At 48.5% G+C, this 20,390-nt stretch carries 19 protein-coding genes and 1 other annotated feature; of the genes, 2 read left to right on the top strand and 17 right to left on the bottom strand.

Translation table 11 applies throughout. The features are described from left to right. Positions 1-42 precede the first annotated feature (42 nt). The 7 genes from radC to H615_RS0111310 form a co-directional block, all read right to left on the bottom strand. Positions 43-714, bottom strand: coding sequence for a RadC family protein (gene radC, locus H615_RS0111340; RefSeq protein ID WP_035532005.1), 672 nt, complete (start codon positions 712-714; stop codon positions 43-45). Between the two features lie 59 nt (positions 715-773). Further along, a complete protein-coding gene (locus H615_RS0111335) occupies positions 774-1,340 on the bottom strand; it encodes a Maf family protein (protein WP_027955256.1) in 567 nt (188 codons plus the stop codon). Positions 1,341-1,503: 163 nt separating this feature from the next. Continuing rightward, the gene (locus tag H615_RS0111330; protein WP_027955255.1) at positions 1,504-2,304 is read right to left on the bottom strand and encodes an SPOR domain-containing protein; all 801 of its coding nucleotides are present in this window, start codon (positions 2,302-2,304) and stop codon (positions 1,504-1,506) included. A gap of 137 nt (positions 2,305-2,441) precedes the next feature. Beyond that, positions 2,442-3,197 (bottom strand): prepilin peptidase, encoded by a 756-nt coding sequence (locus tag H615_RS0111325; protein ID WP_027955254.1) that lies wholly within the window; start codon positions 3,195-3,197, stop codon positions 2,442-2,444. 154 nt (positions 3,198-3,351) lie between these two features. Beyond that, the gene (locus H615_RS0111320) at positions 3,352-5,082 is read right to left on the bottom strand and encodes a sensor domain-containing diguanylate cyclase (protein WP_027955253.1); all 1,731 of its coding nucleotides are present in this window, start codon (positions 5,080-5,082) and stop codon (positions 3,352-3,354) included. 92 nt (positions 5,083-5,174) lie between these two features. Beyond that, a complete protein-coding gene (locus H615_RS0111315; protein WP_027955252.1) occupies positions 5,175-6,455 on the bottom strand; it encodes a bifunctional folylpolyglutamate synthase/dihydrofolate synthase in 1,281 nt (426 codons plus the stop codon). Between the two features lie 58 nt (positions 6,456-6,513). Beyond that, positions 6,514-9,156: a valine--tRNA ligase gene (locus H615_RS0111310; RefSeq protein WP_027955251.1), complete on the bottom strand. Its 2,643-nt coding sequence runs from the start codon at positions 9,154-9,156 to the stop codon at positions 6,514-6,516. A gap of 87 nt (positions 9,157-9,243) precedes the next feature. Next, positions 9,244-9,465, bottom strand: a binding site (T-box leader). 126 nt (positions 9,466-9,591) lie between these two features. Here H615_RS0111310 and H615_RS0111305 point away from each other — a divergent pair. Then, on the top strand, positions 9,592-9,780 hold the full coding sequence (locus tag H615_RS0111305) for a hypothetical protein (protein ID WP_027955250.1): 189 nt from the start codon (positions 9,592-9,594) through the stop codon (positions 9,778-9,780). Here H615_RS0111305 and H615_RS0111300 read toward each other — a convergent pair. The 7 genes from H615_RS0111300 to hemA all read right to left on the bottom strand — a co-directional run bounded on the left by H615_RS0111300 (position 9,777) and on the right by hemA (position 17,129). Next, complete coding sequence (locus H615_RS0111300; RefSeq protein WP_027955249.1) at positions 9,777-10,736, bottom strand: LysM peptidoglycan-binding domain-containing protein; 960 nt, start codon at positions 10,734-10,736, stop codon at positions 9,777-9,779. The genes H615_RS0111305 and H615_RS0111300 overlap by 4 nt on opposite strands. 173 nt (positions 10,737-10,909) lie before the next feature. Next, positions 10,910-12,196, bottom strand: coding sequence for a glutamate-1-semialdehyde 2,1-aminomutase (gene hemL / locus H615_RS0111295; RefSeq protein WP_027955248.1), 1,287 nt, complete (start codon positions 12,194-12,196; stop codon positions 10,910-10,912). A gap of 17 nt (positions 12,197-12,213) precedes the next feature. After that, complete coding sequence (gene hemB, locus H615_RS0111290) at positions 12,214-13,200, bottom strand: porphobilinogen synthase (RefSeq protein WP_027955247.1); 987 nt, start codon at positions 13,198-13,200, stop codon at positions 12,214-12,216. A 2-nt stretch (positions 13,201-13,202) separates the two neighbouring features. After that, on the bottom strand, positions 13,203-13,979 hold the full coding sequence (locus tag H615_RS0111285; RefSeq protein WP_027955246.1) for a uroporphyrinogen-III synthase: 777 nt from the start codon (positions 13,977-13,979) through the stop codon (positions 13,203-13,205). After that, entirely contained in the window at positions 13,979-14,908 is a 930-nt protein-coding gene (hemC, locus tag H615_RS0111280) for a hydroxymethylbilane synthase (RefSeq protein ID WP_027955245.1), read from the bottom strand. The genes H615_RS0111285 and hemC overlap by 1 nt, the downstream gene beginning before the upstream one ends. Before the next feature lie 15 nt (positions 14,909-14,923). After that, positions 14,924-15,742 (bottom strand): cytochrome c biogenesis protein, encoded by an 819-nt coding sequence (locus tag H615_RS0111275; protein WP_027955244.1) that lies wholly within the window; start codon positions 15,740-15,742, stop codon positions 14,924-14,926. Positions 15,743-15,755: 13 nt separating this feature from the next. After that, on the bottom strand, positions 15,756-17,129 hold the full coding sequence (gene hemA / locus H615_RS0111270) for a glutamyl-tRNA reductase (protein ID WP_027955243.1): 1,374 nt from the start codon (positions 17,127-17,129) through the stop codon (positions 15,756-15,758). A gap of 256 nt (positions 17,130-17,385) precedes the next feature. On the opposite strand from hemA, the gene H615_RS0111265 reads away from it, so the two are divergent. Then, the gene (locus tag H615_RS0111265; protein WP_027955242.1) at positions 17,386-17,868 is read left to right on the top strand and encodes a LiaI-LiaF-like domain-containing protein; all 483 of its coding nucleotides are present in this window, start codon (positions 17,386-17,388) and stop codon (positions 17,866-17,868) included. Positions 17,869-17,923: 55 nt separating this feature from the next. On the opposite strand, the gene H615_RS0111260 is transcribed toward H615_RS0111265, so the two are convergent. From H615_RS0111260 to H615_RS0111250, 3 genes are all read right to left on the bottom strand, one after another. Then, positions 17,924-18,646, bottom strand: a complete 723-nt coding sequence (locus tag H615_RS0111260) for an amino acid ABC transporter ATP-binding protein (RefSeq protein WP_027955241.1) — start codon at positions 18,644-18,646, stop codon at positions 17,924-17,926. Between the two features lie 28 nt (positions 18,647-18,674). Beyond that, positions 18,675-19,340 (bottom strand): amino acid ABC transporter permease, encoded by a 666-nt coding sequence (locus tag H615_RS0111255; protein ID WP_051254688.1) that lies wholly within the window; start codon positions 19,338-19,340, stop codon positions 18,675-18,677. A 79-nt stretch (positions 19,341-19,419) separates the two neighbouring features. Next, on the bottom strand, positions 19,420-20,247 hold the full coding sequence (locus H615_RS0111250) for a transporter substrate-binding domain-containing protein (RefSeq protein ID WP_027955239.1): 828 nt from the start codon (positions 20,245-20,247) through the stop codon (positions 19,420-19,422). Between the last annotated feature and the right edge of the window lie 143 nt (positions 20,248-20,390).

Genomic DNA, 20,390 nt, shown 5'->3' with positions numbered 1-20,390 from the left:
ACGAAAGCTTATGGTAAGACCATGAAAAGAAAGCGCGACCATTCATAGATAGCCTTTTTCTTTCAGGCTGATGAATGTACGATCACCAATAACAATGTGGTCAAGCAGTTCAATACCGATCATTTTCCCGCATTCTTTCAGTCGCTGGGTGACCTGAATATCTTCCTGGGAAGGTGTAGGGTCTCCGGAGGGATGGTTGTGGGCACAGATAATCGAGGCTGCGGAACGTTTCACCGCTTCTTTGTATACTTCTCTAGGGTGGACGATGGATGCATTTAAACTTCCAATGAAGATGGTCTGCCTGTGAAGCACCTGGTTTTTCGTATTTAAGAACAAGCAGATGAAATGCTCCTGCTTTAAATCACGCATTTCCTCCATAATAAAATCCGCTCCGTCTTCAGGACTCCGGATCATATAGCGTTCCACCGGCTTCATTTTGTGCATCCGTTTCCCAAGTTCAACCGCCGCCAGAAGCTGCACCGCTTTGGCGGCTCCGATGCCCTTGATAGCAGTAAGCTCCTCAATGGCCGCATCCTTTAACAGGGTCATCCCTTCAAAATGAACGAGCAGACGATTGGAAAGCTCCATCACGGACTCTTGTTTCGTTCCGCTTCCCAGAAGGATGGCGAGAAGCTCCTGGTTGGACAAGTGGGCCGGTCCCAGTTCAATCAACCTTTCACGCGGGCGGTCCTGCTTTGGAACATCTTTAATCATTACGTTTGGCGTAGTCAAAGATTCACATCCTTCCTCAATCCTCCCCAGGGAATAAGCTGTTAGTGGATGAAGATACCAAACGCTCTCAACTCCCGGATGACCCGGGCGATGGGGAGGCCGACAACGTTGTAATAATCACCTTTGATTTCCTTGACGAACAGGCCGCCCTTCCCCTGAATCCCATACCCGCCCGCTTTATCCCAGGGCTCTTTAGTGTTCAGGTAGTGATCGATCTCCTCGTCCGTCAACGTATAAAAGCTTACATCCGTCCCTGTCGTAAAGGTTCGTTTCTCCTCCAGGGTCCGCAGGCATACAGCTGTGTACACTTGATGCGTCCGCCCGCTCATTGTTTCCAGCATACGACGGGCTTCACCGGTATCAGCAGGTTTACCTAAAAGGTCTCCGTCAATCGATACAACAGTATCTGAAGTCAGCAGCACTTCTTTCTCGTTCAATTGCACAGCGACACTTTTTTGTTCCGCCAGAAAAGCGGCTGCTTCCTCGGCAGGCATGGCATGATCCAGCATTTCATCAGCATAGGAGGGGCGGATAAGCGGGGAAGCCCCCGCCATTTCCAACAAGGCTTTCCGCCGGGGGGATTGAGAGCCGAGCACAAGCGTCTTCATCACAACAAACATCCTTTCTATCCATGGGGTTACATGTATCATACTAAAAATAACCGGAAATGCAGATGACTGAAACATCCGTCTATTAGAAGTCCCTGATATAAAAAAGGAAGGGCTGCCTGAGCAAATTTCCTTTTCTCACTCTTCTTTTACAACGAACAGCTTATTCCAGGGATTTTGCGACTTTCAGCCAGTTCAGGTTGTTCTCATCCTGTGACTCCCAGTTCACAAGGGCCTGGCCAAGGGCGGAATCTTCGCCGGCTGCTTTGGCGATTTCCTTCCGCTGTGACTCATTGATTGAACCGAGGGTGTGGGTTTTCATCCCTTCCTGCAGCGCCGGAGGCAGCTCTTTCTCAATGGTCACGACCCACGGTTTCACATAGGTTTCGATACTTTTAGACTTCATCTCTTCTGCCATGTAGGCTGCCTCCTGCTTGGAAGAAGCACTTCCGACAAACAGAAAATACTGCCCGTCCCGCTTCCATATGACTGACGATATGGACTGGGCGTTCAAACGGCTCTGCCACTCGCCGGCTTTTCCCTCTGTAGAAAAAGCACCGGCCTGGACGATGTATGTATCCAGCGTGTCTGACGCACTGGCCGGCAGTTGGTTTTCAGCTCCTTCTTCTGCCCCCTGTACCTGTCCGGCCGGTGCTTCGGGAGAAGGAAGAGTTTCCGTCCCTGCCGTTGTGACATCCGTCAAGGAAACAAACATCCGTAACAGAACGAAACCAATTCCCAGGCTGAGCAGGAGGGCAATCACTGCCGTAGCAAGGACCGGCCGGTAGGATCCAGGGATCCGCCACTTCTTTTTCACAGGAAGTGGATAAACAGGAGTGGCCCGCTTATCTTTTTTCTTATCTTGATCCACAGCCGCCGCCTGTTCATTTTGAGTACGGACCACTTCGTTTTTTGAGCCGTTCTCAGGCCGGAATGAAATCGAAATTTTCTTTTTTGAATCCATGGTTATCACTCCTGCAACGTTTGTCCCAACCCTATCACAGAAGAAATAAAAACCATGCTTAATTTTGTCGGGGCCGCTTCGACAATTTCGGCTTATTCATAAGCTCCTCTTCTCTCCTTTTCCCCTGCAGTTCCTTGTTATTGAAAGCTTTGGACGTAGAACGCCAGTATAGCGTCACCATAATAAAAACTGATAACGGCCCCGGCCATGATAAACGGGCCGAAAGGGAAAGGCTGACGGCGGCTGATCACCTTGGCAGCCAGCAGAAATGTGCTGATCAGAGTTCCTGCTGTCACAGCCAGAAAGAACGTCAAGAGAGTCAACGGGCCCCCGAAAAACAAACCGAGCACGGCCAGCAGTTTCATATCACCTCCCCCCATCCCTCCACGGCTCAGAACAATGATTAAAAGCACGATTGCAAAGCCGGTACAGGCACCAAGCAGCGAGGCATACCATGGACTAAGAGGAAAAAACAAACGCAGAACGACAAACGCAAAGGCAAAAAACATCAGAAGCCGGTTGGGAATGATCATATACTTCACGTCGCTGACGGTCACGATGACCGCCAATGAAAGGAGGAGGACAGCCTCCAATACGTCCACCGACCACCCGAATTGACAATAGGAAAACAGAAACATGCCTCCTGTGATCAGCTCTACAGCAGGGTAAACCAGAGAAATGTGCGTTTGACAATGGCGGCACTTCCCTTTGGCGAGCGTGTAGGAAGCGAGAGGAATCAAATCTCTGGCCTGCAGCGTCGTCGAACAAACCGGGCAGGCAGATCTTGATGTGATAAATGGAGCGTTTTGAGGCAGTCTCACCCCAACCACATGAAAGAAAGAACCTAATATGGTTCCAGTGAGGAAAAAGTAGAAAGAGAAAAGGATATACATACGCGGATCTCCTTTTTCAGAAATGAATAGCCGGTGTAAAAGGAGAGAAGGGAGTTTGATCAGGCGGTGGGTTCAAAAGCAGAGGATCATAAAAATTATAGCCCACATCTCCGGTTTTGTCTCAAAAAAAATAAAAAGCCAGTCCAATAAAAATTTATTGGACTGGCTGCATCAAATCTTTATATCCCGCAACTCTGTTTCTCCCTCTTTGTTTCGCTCCGACGTACATCGCCCTGTCCGCCTGACGAATCAAGTCGAGGGGTTCCTCACACGGGTCAGGATAGGAGGCCGCACCGATGCTTGCAGTGACTTGCACGGAAACAGGCCCCTCTTGTTTCAGAATATGTTCAACTACGGTAAACGGATCCTCCGTAATGACGCCCTGGATATGAAGGGCGAAAGCAAGAGCCGCTTGTTCGTCGAATCCCGGCAGAAGAAAAACAAATTCTTCTCCTCCGTAACGGGCCAGTGTCATGTCCTCCCCGGCTGCTTCCTTTAAACGACCGGCGAGTTCAATCAAAATTTCGTTTCCGCTTTCGTGCCCATACGTGTCGTTCACCTTTTTGAAGTGATCAATATCCAGGAGGATCAGCGAAACCGGTTCCCGTTCATCTTCCTCATGCTTTAGGAACGACTGCTTTATAAAATCATCGAAATACCGGTAATTGTAAACGCCTGTCAGCGCACAGCGCTCACTTTCCTCTTTCGTTTTCTCATAGTGACGCGCATTTTCAATGGCTACACCGAGATAGTTGGCCAAAATGGACAATATGAGGAGCTGAAACTGCAAAAACGCCCGTTTTTGGTTCGAGTATACCGTAATCACACCAACCGTCTCGTTATTCCGGACGACCGGGACGGATAAGACACTTTCCGAAGCGTCCGGTATATAAGGACTTTCCAACGTTCTCCATTCTGTCCGTTTTTTGTAGTAGGCCCCTTTTCCAGCCTGGAGCGTATGACCACTCACACTCTCCCCTTTTTGCAAGGTAATCGGCGGAAACTCCAACGTTCCCGACCGGTCGAAAAAACGGATCAGTTTCAAACGGCCGCTTTCCTTCACATCAAACACATACAAATGATCCAGCGGAAGAAGGTCCGACATGTGATCGACGAATATGTTCAGCACCTCTGTCACGCTTAGCTCGCCTGTCAATTCATGGCCGATCCGGCTCGCCCGCTTCAAATACTCATTCACCTGACTGCTGTTATGGTACATCATCATCATGCCTGATATGAACACAAAAGGAATACCAACAAAGAAAATCCCACTGATTCCAAATGGGAGAAAGACGACGAACAGGACAAAACCGATCGGCAGCACCAGCCCCGCTGTCATCACATCCCATAACAAACCTTGATCCAGCCATTTGAACGGCCGTTTATACAGCCATTTGGAGATGGCCGATAGAAAAAGCTGGTTCAACACAATCTGGGAGACAGCATAGGAAACGATAGGAAAAAGATCACGAAATTCATCCACAGCCTCAGGACCATGTCCGCCCCCGAGTCCTTCATAAAGGAGCGCGGAAAAAACAGAGATCATCAGAAACATAAGCTGGTTGATGGGGATTCTGTACATCGTATGCCTGCTCAACCTTACTTTGATGAGCAGGGCACCTAAGGCAATTTGAGAAATGACTATTTCTGCAAACAGCCCGTAATGGAGAAATACGGCGAAAGCCACTCCCTGTGAAAAAAACACCGGGTGGTCTCCGATCCGCAGTGGAAACAGGGCTACAATGACCGTAAGCAGCGCAAATATCACCAGGTTGATCAAGCTTCCGGAAATCGCCGGCGTTTCCAAGTTGTAAATCAGTACAAGACCCAGGGGCCAGATGACCGCCCAGACCAGCCAGACACCAATAATTTTTTCTTTGGACATCGTATCACCTCTGCCTGTAAACGCCGTTCATTATAGTATATTTTACCATAAAACATTGAAAAATTTTCTATAAATTCCCACTTTTACAAGCATTACTTAAGAAATGACCGGACTATAGAGATAAAATAAAGTGAACCGGAGACGACAATAACGTCCTCCCCACCCGCTTCTGTCATTGCTTCACGGACCGCCTGCTTATAATCAGCAAAAGCTTCGGTATGGGGCACAGGGGAAAGTTCCTTCAAAGCCTCTGAAGATAATGCTCTTGGAAAATCAAAGGTGGTGACATAGAGGTGATCTGACACTTCCTTCAGCTTCCCCAACATTTTTTCCACCGGTTTATCTTCCAAAGCTGCATAAACCAACAGAATGCGACGGTCTGAGTAGTGGCGCTTCACTGTTTCCACAAGAGCATCGGTGCCTTCTTCATTATGCGCCCCGTCCACGATCGTCAACGGCCGGCGACGGAGCGTTTCAAATCTTGCCGGCCAGAACGTTTTCTCAATGGCTTTTCCATACTGTTCTGTTTCCAAAGGCACGCCCTGCTCTCTTAGCACCTCCGCTGCCTGGATCGCAAGCGAAGCATTGGTCACCTGATGGGGCCCGAGCAGCGAGCTTTTCCAAACAGGAGAGGTGAAGGTTGGACTGATGAAACGGAAGGTTTCCCTGCCTTCTCCACTTGCCAAATGATCCGCGTGAAATTCCTTCCCGTATCCGTACATACGGGCTCCACACTCTTCCGCTTTTGCAGCAATGACATCAACCGCTGCCTGCTGGGAGGCACCGGTGACAAGGGGGACTCCCTGCTTGATGATCCCGGCTTTTTCGCCGGCGATCTCACTGATTGTAGAGCCGAGGATGTTCATATGATCATGACCGACGTTCGTGATAACACTCAACACAGGATGAATGATATTTGTAGAGTCATACGTACCGCCAAGCCCTGTTTCCATCAGGACAAAATCCAGGTCCAACTGTGAAAAGTGCAAAAGAGCCGCAGCCGTAATCACTTCAAATTCCGTCGGTTCTCCGAGCGAGGTCTGTTTCAGTTCCTCCGACAATGGACGAATCTGCCCGACAGTCTCTGCAAGCTCGAGGTCCGAAATCGGACGGCCATTCACACTGATCCGCTCATTGAACGTTTCAATATACGGAGAAGTAAAAGTACCTACCGATTGACCCTGCCCCTGCAAGATATGCCTTAAAAACGAAACCGTGGATCCCTTGCCGTTCGTGCCTGCTATATGAACGGCGGTTATCTTCTGTTCTGGATGATCCAGACGCTTCATCATCCATTCCATCCGTTTCAAGCCCGGTTTGATTTTGAATTTTTCCCTTGCGTGTATCCATTGAACCGCTTCTTCGTAATTCATAGGTCTTCCCTCTCTTTAAAAAGAGGAGAGTATTCCGTAGAATACCCTCCTTCTCCTCTTATGCTTTCAGTTCTTTAATACGTGCTTCCACTTTCGTACGTTTATCGAGATAATCGGTTTCTTTCTTCCGCTCTTCCTCAACCACGTGCTCAGGGGCTTTACTTACAAAGCCTTCATTGGAAAGCTTCTTCTGCACACGAGTCACTTCCTGATCCCATTTCTTCCATTCGTTCTCCAGACGCTTGATTTCGTCTTCGATATTGATCAGGCCTGCCAGCGGCAGATAAAGTTCAGCGCCTGTAACAACGGCGGACATCGCTTTTTCAGGGGCCTGCAAATCGGTGGCGATCGTCAGTTCACTCGGGTTGCAGAACCTCTCTACATAGGAGCGGTTCTTCTCAAGCTCCTGAACAACATCCTCATCCTTCGCCTGAATGAGCAGCTGGATCTGCTTGGACATTGGTGTATCCACTTCCGCACGGATGTTACGAACGGAACGGATGATGGAAACAAGACGATCCATTTCCGCAACCGCCTGTTCATTATGGAAATCTTCTCTTACGACAGGCCATGATGCCTGGGTAATGGATTCCCCTTCATGAGGAAGGTGCTGCCAGATTTCCTCTGTAATGAACGGCATGAATGGATGAAGCATTCTCATGGTCTGATCCAGTGTATAAGCCAGAATCGAACGCGTAGTATGAATGCGCTGCTCATCTTCTCCGTACAATGGAAGTTTGGCCATTTCAATATACCAGTCACAGAAATCATCCCAGATGAAGTTATACAAGTGACGTCCGGCTTCCCCGAATTCGTATTTATCAATGTTGGTCGTCACCTGCTCGATCGTCTGGTTGAGTCGTGTGAGAATCCATTGATCCGCAACGGATTTTTCTCCGGATAGATCGATATCCTCAAATTTCAACCCGCCCATGTTCATCAGAGCAAAACGGGAGGCATTCCAGATCTTGTTTGCGAAGTTCCATGTCGATTCCACCTTTTCCCAGTGGAATCGCAGGTCCTGGCCTGGTGATGAGCCGGTGGACAGGAAGTAACGGAGTGAGTCCGCGCCGTATTTCTCTATGACATCCATAGGATCGACACCGTTTCCTAAGGATTTACTCATTTTACGGCCGTCAGCATCACGGACAAGCCCGTGGATGAGAACGTCGTTAAACGGACGTTCACCAGTGAATTCAAGCGATTGGAAAATCATTCGGCTCACCCAGAAACCGATGATGTCATAGCCGGTTACGAGAACGTTGGTCGGGAAGTAGCGCTGGTAGTCACTGCTGTCTTCATCCGGCCAGCCCATCGTTGAAAACGGCCAGAGGGCGGAAGAGAACCACGTATCCAGGACATCATCATCCTGCTTCCAGTTCTCCGGGTCCTTCGGCGCTTCCTTGCCTACATGGATTTCACCGGTCTCTTTATGGTACCAGGCCGGAATGCGATGGCCCCACCACAACTGTCTGGAAATACACCAGTCACGGGTGTTCTCCATCCAATGCAGATATGGTTTTTCAAAACGGTCCGGAACAAACTGAACGGCTTCCTCTCCTTTTTGAAGGTCAACGGAGGCATCCGCCAGCGGCTTCATATCAACAAACCACTGTGTGGAAAGATAGGGCTCGACTACAGCGCCGCTTCTTTCGGAGTGACCGACGGAATGCATATGATCTTCTATTTCAAACAGGACGCCCTGCTCCTGAAGATCTTTGACAATCTGCTTGCGGCATTCAAAACGATCCATACCTTTGTACGTCCCGGCATTTTCATTCATCGTACCGTCTTCATTCATGACGAGCACACGCTCAAGGCTGTGGCGGTTCCCGATTTCAAAGTCATTCGGATCGTGAGCCGGCGTAATCTTCACAGCACCTGAACCAAATTCCATGTCGACGTAGTCATCAGCAACAATTTCAATTTCTCTTCCCACAATAGGAAGAACCGCTTTTTTACCGATCAGATGCTTGTAGCGCTCATCTTCCGGGTGAACCGCAATGGCGGTATCCCCAAGCATCGTCTCTGGACGGGTCGTAGCAATTTCTATGGATCCTTCTTCATCCTTCAGCGGGTAGCGCATATGATAAAACGCTCCCTGGACATCCTTGTACTCCACTTCAATGTCCGATAAAGCCGTCTGTGTAGCCGGATCCCAGTTGATGATGTATTCCCCTCGGTAAATCAAGCCTTTTTCATATAAAGTAACGAATACTTCCTTAACAGCATCTGAAAGACCTTCATCAAGCGTAAACCGTTCGCGGGAATAATCAAGGCCGAGGCCGAGCTTTTCCCACTGCGCGCGGATGAACTTCGCATATTCATGCTTCCATTCCCATGCTTTATCAAGGAATTTCTCACGGCCGAGGTCGTGACGGGAAACCCCCTGTTCACGAAGTTTGGCATCCACCTTCGCCTGTGTAGCGATACCGGCATGGTCCATCCCGGGCAGCCACAGGACATCATAGCCCTGCATCCGCTTCACACGGGATAAAATATCCTGCAGGGTCGTATCCCATGCGTGGCCGAGGTGAAGCTTTCCTGTAACGTTCGGCGGGGGAATAACGATGGTATACGGTTCTTTGTCCGTATCACCTTCCGCTTCAAAAAATTTCCCATCCACCCAGTACTGGTACCGGTCCTTTTCGACAGCGGCCGGATCATATTTGGTTGGCATTGAAAGATCCTGTTCACTCATTCTGATCTTCCTCCTTTAATTGATATCAGTCATTACACTCTGCAAGGGGTTTACCAGACGAGAAAATAAAAAAACCCTTTCATCCAGTAAAAGGACGAAAGGGTTTGATTTCCGTGGTACCACCTTATTTCACAGGAGAGACTCCTGCACACTCACAATCATAACGGCTTCGAACCGGCTTCTCCTACTGATGTTCAAAGAAGCTGCATCAAGGGCGACTTTCATAATCAGGGTTCATGGAAAACTTCCACCATTTGTTTTCCTCTCTGAAAGAAATGATTACGTACTACTCCCTATCTAAGCATTTCACGTATAAAGACTATATTACATATTGTATATAGAACATACGTCTTTAGTCAACTGTCTGACAAAAAATATGCAGAAGCCCGCAGACAGGGCCTGCGGGCTTCTGGATTTAAGAAACGAGGTGAACAGATGAGCCGAATGTACCGCTACCGGCTGCCTCCATGGTGTAAGACGTGGTTGATTGTCATTGAAACCTCTCTGCTTCCGATTGTGATTTTCCAGGCTTTACGTACCATTTTCTGGCCGACGACCTTCGATATTTTCCTTCTCGGACTCGTCATCGGTCTGTGGCTGGCTTTTAAATACAAATGGATTTAATCAGGAATATACACAATCTGTCCAGGGGCTACATCCTCATCACAGCTGTTCACACGCTCCAGCTGTCTGACCGGAACATCATACTTCTCAGCAATGGATGTCAAGGTCTCCTCCCCCTGGGCAATATACATTTTCATCCGAGTATACGTATCCTCACGGTTCGGGAACAAGTGCTTGAAAATTTGTTTGATGCCATCCATCCCACCAGGGGCCGCCTCAGATTCACTGGACTCTGAGGATTCCTCCACACTGACCTCTCCCCAGTCTGACGTACTATCGGAGGAAGGCTGGATGTCATGGACAGCTTCCTGCTCTGTTCCGAAAAATTCAGGAAAGCTTTGTGATTTCTTGTAAAACCAGCGTCCGTCATCCTCTTGCTCCTGTTCTTCCTGTTCCTGTCCGTTCATCCGGAATACAGGGGCTTCTTTTTCGGGGACCGCCCGCTCTGCTTCCGGCGTTTCCTCCTTGAAGTTGACAGGTCCCGCCTGGACAGGCTCATCGAACGCATCATCATTGGCCGCTTCATTCCGGGCTTCCTCGACTCCGTTAATCGTGATTTGTGCGTGAAGGCGGAGCTGACGGTCAGCCGGCAGTTCATAATCAAACGTCTCAATATCAATCAGCACATCATCCAAATTGGAAACACGCTCCAACGGGACCCGTATTTCTACTGGAAAAGCGTGGGAAAAGACGTAGACACCATCCTCCTGCGCCTCGACACAGTCCATCACCCTTGCTCCCGAAGCTCCCGATGGCTCCGCTTCGGATTGAGGACCCGTCGGAATATATTCACCGCCGAGATCAACGGTCCCCTTCAGGCAGACTTCATCTCCGCGGTCTTCAATCGTAATATCCGGCTCCAAAGAAATACCAATCAGCTCTCTTACACCCTGTCCTTCCTGAAACCATATCGATTCATCCAGATAAAAGGAAAATACATTTTGTTTATTCGGCAATCCAGAGTCCCTCCCTAAGGTATTCCTGTTCTCTACTAACACCTTATGCGGAAGATATCGTTATATACATGAATGGGAGGAATCGCCGTAAAACATCCTGCTGCCCACCGGTCTTCTTTCAAAAGAAAACAGGCAGCCGATGATAACGGCTGCCTGTTTTCTAAAAGGGGTGTTTATTTAAGTGTTGAAAATACTTTGTTGACCGCCTCAATCGTTTGTTCAATGTCTGCTTCCGTGTGCTTCACGGAAAGGAACATCCCTTCAAATTGGGAAGGTGGAAGATAGACACCTTCCTGAATCATGCCCTGATAGTATCTCTTGAACATGTCCAGGTCAGATTGATTGGCCGTTTCAAAGTTATAGACAGGTTCGTTGGTAAAGAAGAAACCGACCATGGAACCTGCGCGGTTAACAGTAAGTGGAATGTCGTAGGTTTCGGCCGCCTTTTTATAACCTTCAATCAGCTGATCCACACGTTCACTGATGGAAGCATAGGCTTCCTCTGTCATCGCCGATATCGTCTGGTACCCGGCCGTCATGGCAAGCGGATTTCCTGATAACGTCCCTGCCTGGTAGATATCACCAACCGGCGCGACACGTTCCATGATTTCACGCTTCCCACCATAGGCACCGACAGGAAGTCCGCCGCCGATTACCTTACCGAGGCAGGTCATATCCGGTGTGACACCGTAATGGCCCTGAGCACTGTGATAGCCGACACGGAAGCCCGTCATAACTTCATCAAAGATCAGAACCGTGCCATTGTCTTCTGTCAGCTGGCGAAGCTCCTGGAGAAAGCTTTCCTTCGGAGGGACTACACCCATGTTTCCGGAAACCGGCTCAATAATGACCGCCGCCAGGTCATCCCCGTACTCTTCAAAGACATATTGGACACTTTTCAGATCGTTGTATGGGACCGTAATCGTGTTTTGGGCTATGGAAGCTGGAACACCAGGCGAATCAGGAAGTCCGAGTGTCGCCACCCCGGATCCAGCCTTAATCAGCAGAGAGTCTCCATGACCATGATAGTTCCCTTCAAATTTAAGGATTTTATCCCGGCCGGTATAGCCGCGTGCCACTCTCAAGGCACTCATCGTAGCTTCTGTCCCGGAGTTGACCATACGCAGCATTTCAATAGAAGGAACGCGCTCGCGAACGAGATCAGCCAGTTGATTCTCAATCTCTGTCGGCGCTCCGAAACTTGTTCCATGGGCCGTCACTTTTGTTAAAGCATCGGTCACCCTTTCATCGGCATGGCCGAGGATCAACGGGCCATAACTCAGGACATAATCGATATACTCGTTGCCGTCGACATCAAAGAGCCTGGAGCCTTCTCCTTTTTCCATAAAAATGGGATCCATGCCTACGGATTTGAATGCACGAACTGGAGAGTTGACTCCCCCGGGCATCAATTCTACAGCTTCCTGATACGCTTGTTTGGAACGATCAAAGTTTTTCATCGTCAGCACCTTCCTTCTTATGATTGGTCTTCCTTCAGCCAGTCTGCCGCATCTTTAGCAAAATACGTAATGATCAAATCCGCACCGGCCCGCTTCATAGCGGTCAGCTTTTCAAGGACGATTTCTTTTTCATTGACCCAGCCGTTCTGGGCAGCAGCCTTGATCATGGAATATTCGCCGCTGACGTTGTAGGCGACGACAGGCAGGTTGTAACGGTCTTTCACTTCGCGCATAATATCGAGATAAGCCAGTGCCGGTTTGACGATAAGGAAGTCAGCGCCTTCCTCGACGTCAGACTCTGCTTCTCTAAGAGCTTCCAGTCGGTTGGATGGATCCATTTGATAGGCACGGCGGTCTCCAAACTGAGGAGAGCTGTGAGCAGCATCGCGGAATGGTCCGTAAAAGGCGGACGCAAACTTCACGGCATAGGACATCACTGGAATATGGCTGAAGCCGGCTTCATCAAGTCCCCGGCGGATGGCTGCAACAAAGCCGTCCATCATATTGGACGGAGCAATAATATCCGCACCGGCCTGTGCCTGGGTGACAGCTGTCTGGGTAATGTAGGTTAAGGATTCATCGTTATCGATGTCCCCGTCACGAACGATGCCGCAGTGGCCGTGATCGGTATACTGGCACAGGCACGTATCAGCAATGACGGTCAAGGAAGGCACCTCTTCTTTAATCTGGCGGATCGCACGCTGGACGATGCCTTCTTCATTATAAGCTTCACTCCCGACGTCATCCTTATGTCCAGGAACTCCGAAGACGATCACTGAACGGATGCCTCGCGTCACAAGCTCCTCCATTTCGGACGTCAAGTGGTCAAGAGACACTTGATGGACTCCCGGCATAGAAGCTACTGGATTTTTAATATCCCGGCCTTCAACGACAAAAATCGGATAGATCAAATCATCTGTGCGCAGATGTGTTTCTCTTACGAGGGCCCTCATGGATTCCGTACGGCGCAGTCGACGGTGCCGTTTAAATTGCAGATCTTTCATTCCTATCGATTCCTTTCGTTCTTAAAATAGAAAACCATCTGTTCCACCATGTGTTCTATGGTATACTGCGGCGGAGTAAACACGCAGGTAAACCCTTCCGCCTCCGCTTTCCGGGCCGTCGTCGGTCCTATACAGAAGCAGGGCAGGGACAACCCACTTTCCCGGCTGCCCTTCGTCACCGCTCTAAAAGCCTGTATGGTGGACGGGCTTGTAAACGTTAAGGCATCCAGGTCCCCGTTCTCCAGCCAGCTGGTAATATTTTTCTGATTACTCGTCAATAACAGCGTATCATAAACGGTCAGCGATTTGAAAAACACGCCACGTTTACGAAAAGCTTCCGGAAGAACGTCCCGGGAACGGTTTCCCCGTATGTATAAAAGCTTTCCCGGATCCGGGTACATTTGAAAAAATTCCTCTTCCATTTTAGCCGCTTGAAAGGATGCAGGCAAAAAATCCGCTTTTCTTCCATACCTCTGCAGCGCCCGATCTGTTTTTGTGCCGATGACAGCCATACGGACCTGATCAGGAAGAACCAAGCCATATCTATGCAGCCATTTGAAAAAAAACTTCACGGCATTGGAACTGGTTAAAAAAATCCAGGAAAATTCGTGAAGTTCATCTTCTATGTGTTCGTTTTTCTGTTGATCGTTCAATTGAAAAGCGAGAAGCGGGGTGTGTCTTGGAACACCGCCCGCTTCCTCGATCCGCTCTTTCAACGGCGCCGCCTGGGATCTGCCTCTAGTAATGAGGATGTTCTTCCCCTGCAGTGGCGCGTCCATTACTGACCATACTCCTCTTTGGCACGATCAACGATTTCCTGTGCCCCCTGGTCTCTTAAAAGATCAGCCGCTTGTCTGCCGACTTCAATTGGATCCTGTCCGGTTACGGTTTCATGAAGGATTGTGTTGCCATCCGGCGTTCCCACTAAAGCGGTAAGGACGATGTCATCGCCTTTCCGGTACGCGTATCCACCAATAGGAACCTGGCAGCCGCCATTCAAATCGTGGAGGAATTTCCGTTCGGCCGCCACTGTCGTCTGCGTGTATTCATGATTCAGTTTCATAAGAAAATCACGCAGTTCTTTATCCTCTTCACGGCACTGGATGGCGAGCGCTCCTTGACCGACAGCAGGTACACAAACCTCCGGCTCCAAATACTCTGTGACGAGGTTGTCATCCCAGCCCATCCGCTTCAAACCGGCAGCGGCCAGAACGATAGCGTCATAATCTTCCTCTTTCAATTTCCTAAGGCGTGTGTCAATATTCCCGCGGATCCATTTAATTTCAAGATCCGGACGGACCGCTTTGATCTGAGACCCACGGCGGAGACTGCTTGTCCCTACAATGGCGCCTTCCGGAAGATCCTTCAAGGCAACGTGATTATTGGAAACGAACGCATCGCGGTGATCTTCACGGATCGGCACGGAAGCGACTGTCAACCCTTCGGCCACTACAGCCGGCATATCCTTCATACTATGGACAGCCATATCAATGGTACCGTCGTACATCGCCTGTTCGATCTCTTTGATGAACAAGCCTTTGCCTCCGACTTTAGATAACGTCACATCAAGAATCTGATCACCTTTTGTCGTGATGCGCTTGATTTCGAAATCGTAGGATGGATCAATCTGTTTCAGCTGATCGATCACCCATTCCGTCTGAGTGATGGCCAGATTACTCTTTCTAGAGCCGATAATGATTTTCCTCATGCTTGTTCCTCCTCTTTAAAAGTGAAAGTTGGATAGAGAGCTGAATAAAAAGAAATTGATAAGCAGAAATAAAAAGGCGGCGGCGTTAAATATGGAAATGGTCCGTCCCTGATACCCTTTAACCACCCGCAGAATGAGATAAATCATATAACCGATTAACACGAGGAAAGAGCCGAGCGTCTTAAAATCATACCAGTAGAACACATCTGTTGAAACATAGCCCCAGACAACCCCGAGAATGATAGCGATGAGGAGGAGGGGCACGCCTAAAATGACCGCAACATAAGAAAAATGGTCCAGCTTAGTTAAATCCCCGAGCCGGAACAATTTGGCATTCCATTTTTTCTTTTTTAACAGCCGGTACTGCAGTAAATACATGATGGAGAAAATAAAGGAAAGCGTGAAAAAGCCATAGGAGATAATCGCCAGGCTGATGTGGATGACGAGAAGCTCATTGACCAGCGCCACCCCTTCCTTCTCCATTACATTTTGAGCCCTTGTGAAAATATGAATAATCATAATCAAAAAACCGACAACATTCGTAAAGAATACGAGAAAATCCATCTTGAACAGCCGGTTGATTAATAGGGAAAACGTGACCAGAATCCACGTATAAAAATATAAGCCGTCATACACCGTCATGATTGGAAAGTTGTCGTTCATAAAAAACTGGGACAACAGAAAAACGCTTTGCAGAACCCAGACCATACTAAGCAACCAGAAGGCCGCACGGTTGGCCTTCCGGTTTGTCTGGACAAAATCAATAAAATACCCGATCAGGCTGAGTCCATATAGGAATAGGATCAGCTCGTACACCCATTTCAACTCAAACATGGAGCCGCCCCCCTCAGGAATGAATCATAGGGCTGATGATGGAAACAGAGTGATCGGCCTCTATATGACGCTCATTCGCTGAGCTGTTCTTTTTTTCCTGCTGCTGGACCTCTTTTTCCACCTGCTCTTCAATACCGAAGATCTGGGTGAACAGCTTCAGGGTTTCTTCAGAATCCGGCTGGGCCGCCAGTTCCTTGGCCTGTGAAATCGGTTCTTTTAACATTTGGTTGACGATACTCTTCGTATGCTTGTTCAACACTTTCCGTTCACGATCGGATAAGTCAGGCATTTTCCGTTCAATGCTTTTCATCGTTTCCGACTGGATGTCGAGGGCTTTGGAACGAAGCGCAGAAATCACCGGAACTACACCGATTGTCTGGAGCCACTGCTTGAACTCCACGATTTCCGCTTCCATCATAATCTCGATTTCCTCTGCGGCCTGCCTGCGCATTTCCAGGTTGGCATCTACGATTCCCTGAAGGTCATCAATATCATAGAGGAAGACACTTTCCAAGGATTCCATCGCTGGATCCAGGTCTCTAGGCACAGCAATATCGACGAAGAACAGCGGCCTGCCCTTCCGTTTCTTATGGACAGGCTCCATCATTTCCTTCGTAATCACATATTCGGACGCACCTGTAGAACTGATGACGATATCGGCATCAGCGAGTACCGTTTCCAGTTCATCCATCGTCCTGGCATACCCGTTAAATTGACCGGCAACAGTCCGTGCTTTTTCCAGCGTGCGGTTGATGACGGTCACTTTACGGACACCGGAGCCGTGAAGGTTTTTGGCGGCCAGTTCGCCCATTTTTCCGGCGCCCAGAATCACAATGTGCTTATGAACGAGGTCACCGAATATTTTCCGAGCCAGTTCAACAGCTGCATAACTGACCGAGACAGCGTTTTCACCGATTTCCGTGTCACTATGTGCTTTTTTCGCCATGGTGACGGCCTGTCGGAACAGCTGATTGAAAATGGTTCCGGTCGTGCCTGCATTCTGTGCACGCAGGAAGGCCTGCTTCATCTGTCCAAGGATCTGCGTCTCTCCGAGGACCATGGAATCAAGGCCGGAAGTGACGCGCAGCAGATGCTCGACAGCTCCATCTGTTTCATATATCGCAAGGTAAGAGGTGAACGCCTCTTTATCCACTTGAAACCAGTCAGCTAAAAACTGTTTAATATAATACCGCCCTGTATGGATCTGGTCCACAACGGCGAAGATTTCCGTACGGTTGCATGTAGAAATAATCACATTCTCCAGGACACTTTTACGCCCGTTCAACTGAGCCATAGCTTCCTCAAGCTTCTCTTCAGAAAATGTGAGCCTCTCTCGAATTTCCACAGGGGCTGTTTTGTAATTAAGACCGACGGCTATAATGTGCATTTCGTATACCCCCATTACACGTGCAGATTTTCTCCTGTAGTGTAGATTATAACATAAATAACGGAAGATTTTTTGTCCCAATTATGAACAGATCTTGAATCTGTTATGATAGGATGAAATAGAGTTATTCAATCAAATACTTATAATTATTAGATTAGAACGAATCTAATTTATAATTCGTTTGTAATATACCAAATCTACAGGAGAATATCAAGGAACAAACATTATCATTACATAATGACTGGATGTGAGCACATTGAATAAAAACCATACCCTGCTTGGGTTTCTCTTCATTGGACTGGGTGCGTATTTTTTTCTTCGTCATCTCAATATTCCCCACTTGCAGCCGTTTTACTCGTGGCCGTTCCTGCTCGTTCTGGTCGGCGCAGCCTTTTTATTTCACAGCTATGTGAGTAAAGATACTTCCAGTCTGTTTACAGGAACGATCGTTACTGGTTTCGGGATTCATTTTCTAGCTGTTGATCAACTGGCTTTCTGGCGCGATCACTGGGGCGTTTATCTCTGTATTGTCGGCGCAGCCTTTCTGCTTCAGTATAGAAAAACAAAAAAAGGACTCATTCCAGCCCTTGTCCTGCTCGGAACAGGAGCTTTCGTCCTTTTTTCACCTACAATGCCTGCCTGGATGCAGTGGATCAACCAATTCTTCCTTTTACTCGAAAGGTTCTGGCCTCTGGCCTTGATTGCCTTCGGTCTGTATCTTCTTAAAAAGAAACCATAAGGGAAGCAGAAAAACAAGGCTGTCGATGAATGTCATCGACAGCCTTGTTTTTATTTTACAGGATGGAACTTAAGAAGGCTTGTGTCCGCTCTTCTTTCGGATTTTCAAAAATCTCCTGTGGGGTCCCGCTCTCGACGATCTTTCCATCGTGCATATACACGACTCTGTCGGCCACTTCACGGGCAAAGCCCATTTCGTGCGTAACGACGACCATCGTCATCCCTTCCTGAGCAAGGGTCTTCATCGTTTGAAGCACTTCTCCGACAAGCTCCGGATCAAGCGCTGAGGTGGGCTCATCAAACAGCATGATTTCAGGCTTCATGGCCAGGGCGCGGGCGATGGCTACACGCTGCTTCTGCCCGCCGGACAAGCGGGACGGGAATACATCCGCCTTATCGCCGAGCCCGACTTTTTCAAGCAGCTGCTTCCCTTCCTCTCCCGCCTGCGCCTTGGAGAGCTTTTTCACCTGCAGCGGAGCTTCCATTACATTCCCGAGCACCGTTTTATGCGGAAACAGATTGAAGTGCTGGAATACCATTCCGACCCGCTGGCGCACTTCGTTCAGGTTATCCTTCTTCGGATTGATTTCTTTCCCCTGAATGTAAAGCTCTCCGCCATTTTTCATTTCCAGGAAATTGAGGCAGCGAAGCATCGTACTTTTCCCAGAACCACTGGCCCCGATCAATACGACGACTTCACTTTCCTTTACTTGAAAGTCAATATCCTTCAAGACGTGCAGGTCCCCAAAATATTTATTTAATTGATTCGCTTCAATCATATAATCAGACAATCGATTTCCTCCTCCATTAATCGCTGGCCGCCAGTTTCTTCTCAACAGCCCCGACAACAAGGGTCAGCAGGAAGACCAGAATCAAATACCATACCGCACTGACGAGCAGCCAGGTCATGTAATCAAAGGTATTCGCCCCCTGAGTGGTGGCGACAGCGAAAATCTCCGATACCCCGATAAATGCAGCCAGGGATGAATCTTTCAACCCAATAATAAACTGATTCCCCAGCGGTGGCAATGCACGCCTGAACGCCTGAGGCAGAATGATCCGGCGCATCGTAAGCGCCTGACTCATTCCGAGGGAGCGCCCTGCTTCCGTCTGCCCTTTTCCAATCGACTGAATCGAACCTCTGAATATCTCAGCAATATAGGCTCCATTATGGAAGGCAAGACCGAGCGCTACCGACCAGAACCCACTGATCATCCAGATTTCGGTCAGCCCGTAGTAGAAAACAAAAATCTGGACGATCAACGGTGTTCCTCTGACTACATAAATGTAGATATTCGCTATCCATTCCAACACTTTGATATCGGAAATCTTCATAAAAGCAAACATAAGTCCGATGAAAATCGCAATAAAGATGGATACAGCCGTTAAGGCGAGCGTCAGTTGAGCCGCTTCAAAGAACATCCCCCGGCTGCTGATCAATGAATCCCAGAAATGAACAACATTCAAATACATCTGCACCAACTCCTCTGTCATATGAAAAAGAGTACGCGACTGCGCACTCTTCACCTTCGTTTCTGTCTAACATCACGGTTTATTCAGGAGCCGTTGTGATGTCATCTCCAAAATATTCCTCACTGATTTCAGAAAGGGTTCCATTTTCTCGAAGTGTTTCCAGCGCTGTATTGATCTCATCTAGTAATTCTGTGTTTTCCTTCGATACAGCGACGGCCTGCTCGCTGCGTTCAATCATTTCCTTCGCCTCGATATCCAGTCCTTCACCGGAAGCTTCCTTTCCGGTCAGAAAATCGGTAATGACAGCATCGTGACGGCCCTTGGACAAGGATTGCAGGGCCACAACATCACTGTCGTAGGTCTTTATATTCTCCGTCACTTCTTCTGCATACTGACTGTATGTGGATCCCTTAGAAAGAGCTATTTCTTTGCCTTCCAGATCCTCAAGGGTTTCAATGTCACTGTCTGCACGGGTGAAAATCTGTGCACCTGAGTAATAATAAGGTGTCGAGAAGTCCACCTCCTGCTTACGCTCGTCTGTAATCGTATGGCTGGCGACCGCTGCGTCAAAACGACCGGTTTTCACCCCTTCTACAATACTTGCGAACTTCTGTTTCTGAGGACTTGGTTCAAGTCCCAGTTCCTCTGCAATGGCGTTGGCTACATCAATATCGAAGCCCTCCATCTCTCCATCGGCCCCTGTCATACTGAAAGGACGGAACTCTCCGGAAGCCGCAAAGGTAAATGTCCCTTCCTCCACCAGCTCGTAATCCGTATTATTTTCTGATGTATCCTCTGAACCACTGTCTCCTTCATCTCCGGAAGCTCCTTCTTCACTGCTTCCACAAGCAGCAAGGAAAAGCACCAGAGTCATGAATAACAGCAGCATTCCATTCATTTTCTTCATCAGCCCTGTATCATCCCTTCTCTGTTTGTCATCGTTCTGTAATATTAAAAGTATATCGATTTATCAAATATTTCCCAAAATTAGTGAGATTCTAAAAATGGGTATATAGAAGGGTACAGCGGATATAATGCATAAATACTACA

Source organism: Halobacillus kuroshimensis DSM 18393, assembly GCF_000425705.1.
Taxonomy (GTDB): domain Bacteria; phylum Bacillota; class Bacilli; order Bacillales; family Halobacillaceae; genus Halobacillus; species Halobacillus kuroshimensis.
Note: the sequence above shows the minus strand (reverse complement) of the source record. Positions and strands in the feature narration are given on the sequence as shown.

What these genes read in the sequence shown, in the direction of transcription:
- H615_RS0111285 (WP_027955246.1), bottom strand. Translation starts at nt 13,979, where the DNA reads ATGGACGCGCCACTGCAGGGGAAGAACATCCTCATTACTAGAGGCAGA.
- H615_RS0111250 (WP_027955239.1), bottom strand. Translation starts at nt 20,247, where the DNA reads ATGAAGAAAATGAATGGAATGCTGCTGTTATTCATGACTCTGGTGCTT.
- hemB (WP_027955247.1), bottom strand. Translation starts at nt 13,200, where the DNA reads ATGAAAGATCTGCAATTTAAACGGCACCGTCGACTGCGCCGTACGGAA.
- radC (WP_035532005.1), bottom strand. Translation starts at nt 714, where the DNA reads ATGATTAAAGATGTTCCAAAGCAGGACCGCCCGCGTGAAAGGTTGATT.
- H615_RS0111315 (WP_027955252.1), bottom strand. Translation starts at nt 6,455, where the DNA reads ATGAATTACGAAGAAGCGGTTCAATGGATACACGCAAGGGAAAAATTC.
- H615_RS0111310 (WP_027955251.1), bottom strand. Translation starts at nt 9,156, where the DNA reads ATGAGTGAACAGGATCTTTCAATGCCAACCAAATATGATCCGGCCGCT.
- hemA (WP_027955243.1), bottom strand. Translation starts at nt 17,129, where the DNA reads ATGCACATTATAGCCGTCGGTCTTAATTACAAAACAGCCCCTGTGGAA.
- hemL (WP_027955248.1), bottom strand. Translation starts at nt 12,196, where the DNA reads ATGAAAAACTTTGATCGTTCCAAACAAGCGTATCAGGAAGCTGTAGAA.
- H615_RS0111330 (WP_027955255.1), bottom strand. Translation starts at nt 2,304, where the DNA reads ATGGATTCAAAAAAGAAAATTTCGATTTCATTCCGGCCTGAGAACGGC.
- H615_RS0111305 (WP_027955250.1), top strand. Translation starts at nt 9,592, where the DNA reads ATGAGCCGAATGTACCGCTACCGGCTGCCTCCATGGTGTAAGACGTGG.
- H615_RS0111255 (WP_051254688.1), bottom strand. Translation starts at nt 19,340, where the DNA reads ATGTATTTGAATGTTGTTCATTTCTGGGATTCATTGATCAGCAGCCGG.
- H615_RS0111335 (WP_027955256.1), bottom strand. Translation starts at nt 1,340, where the DNA reads ATGAAGACGCTTGTGCTCGGCTCTCAATCCCCCCGGCGGAAAGCCTTG.
- H615_RS0111325 (WP_027955254.1), bottom strand. Translation starts at nt 3,197, where the DNA reads ATGTATATCCTTTTCTCTTTCTACTTTTTCCTCACTGGAACCATATTA.
- H615_RS0111260 (WP_027955241.1), bottom strand. Translation starts at nt 18,646, where the DNA reads ATGATTGAAGCGAATCAATTAAATAAATATTTTGGGGACCTGCACGTC.
- H615_RS0111320 (WP_027955253.1), bottom strand. Translation starts at nt 5,082, where the DNA reads ATGTCCAAAGAAAAAATTATTGGTGTCTGGCTGGTCTGGGCGGTCATC.
- hemC (WP_027955245.1), bottom strand. Translation starts at nt 14,908, where the DNA reads ATGAGGAAAATCATTATCGGCTCTAGAAAGAGTAATCTGGCCATCACT.
- H615_RS0111275 (WP_027955244.1), bottom strand. Translation starts at nt 15,742, where the DNA reads ATGTTTGAGTTGAAATGGGTGTACGAGCTGATCCTATTCCTATATGGA.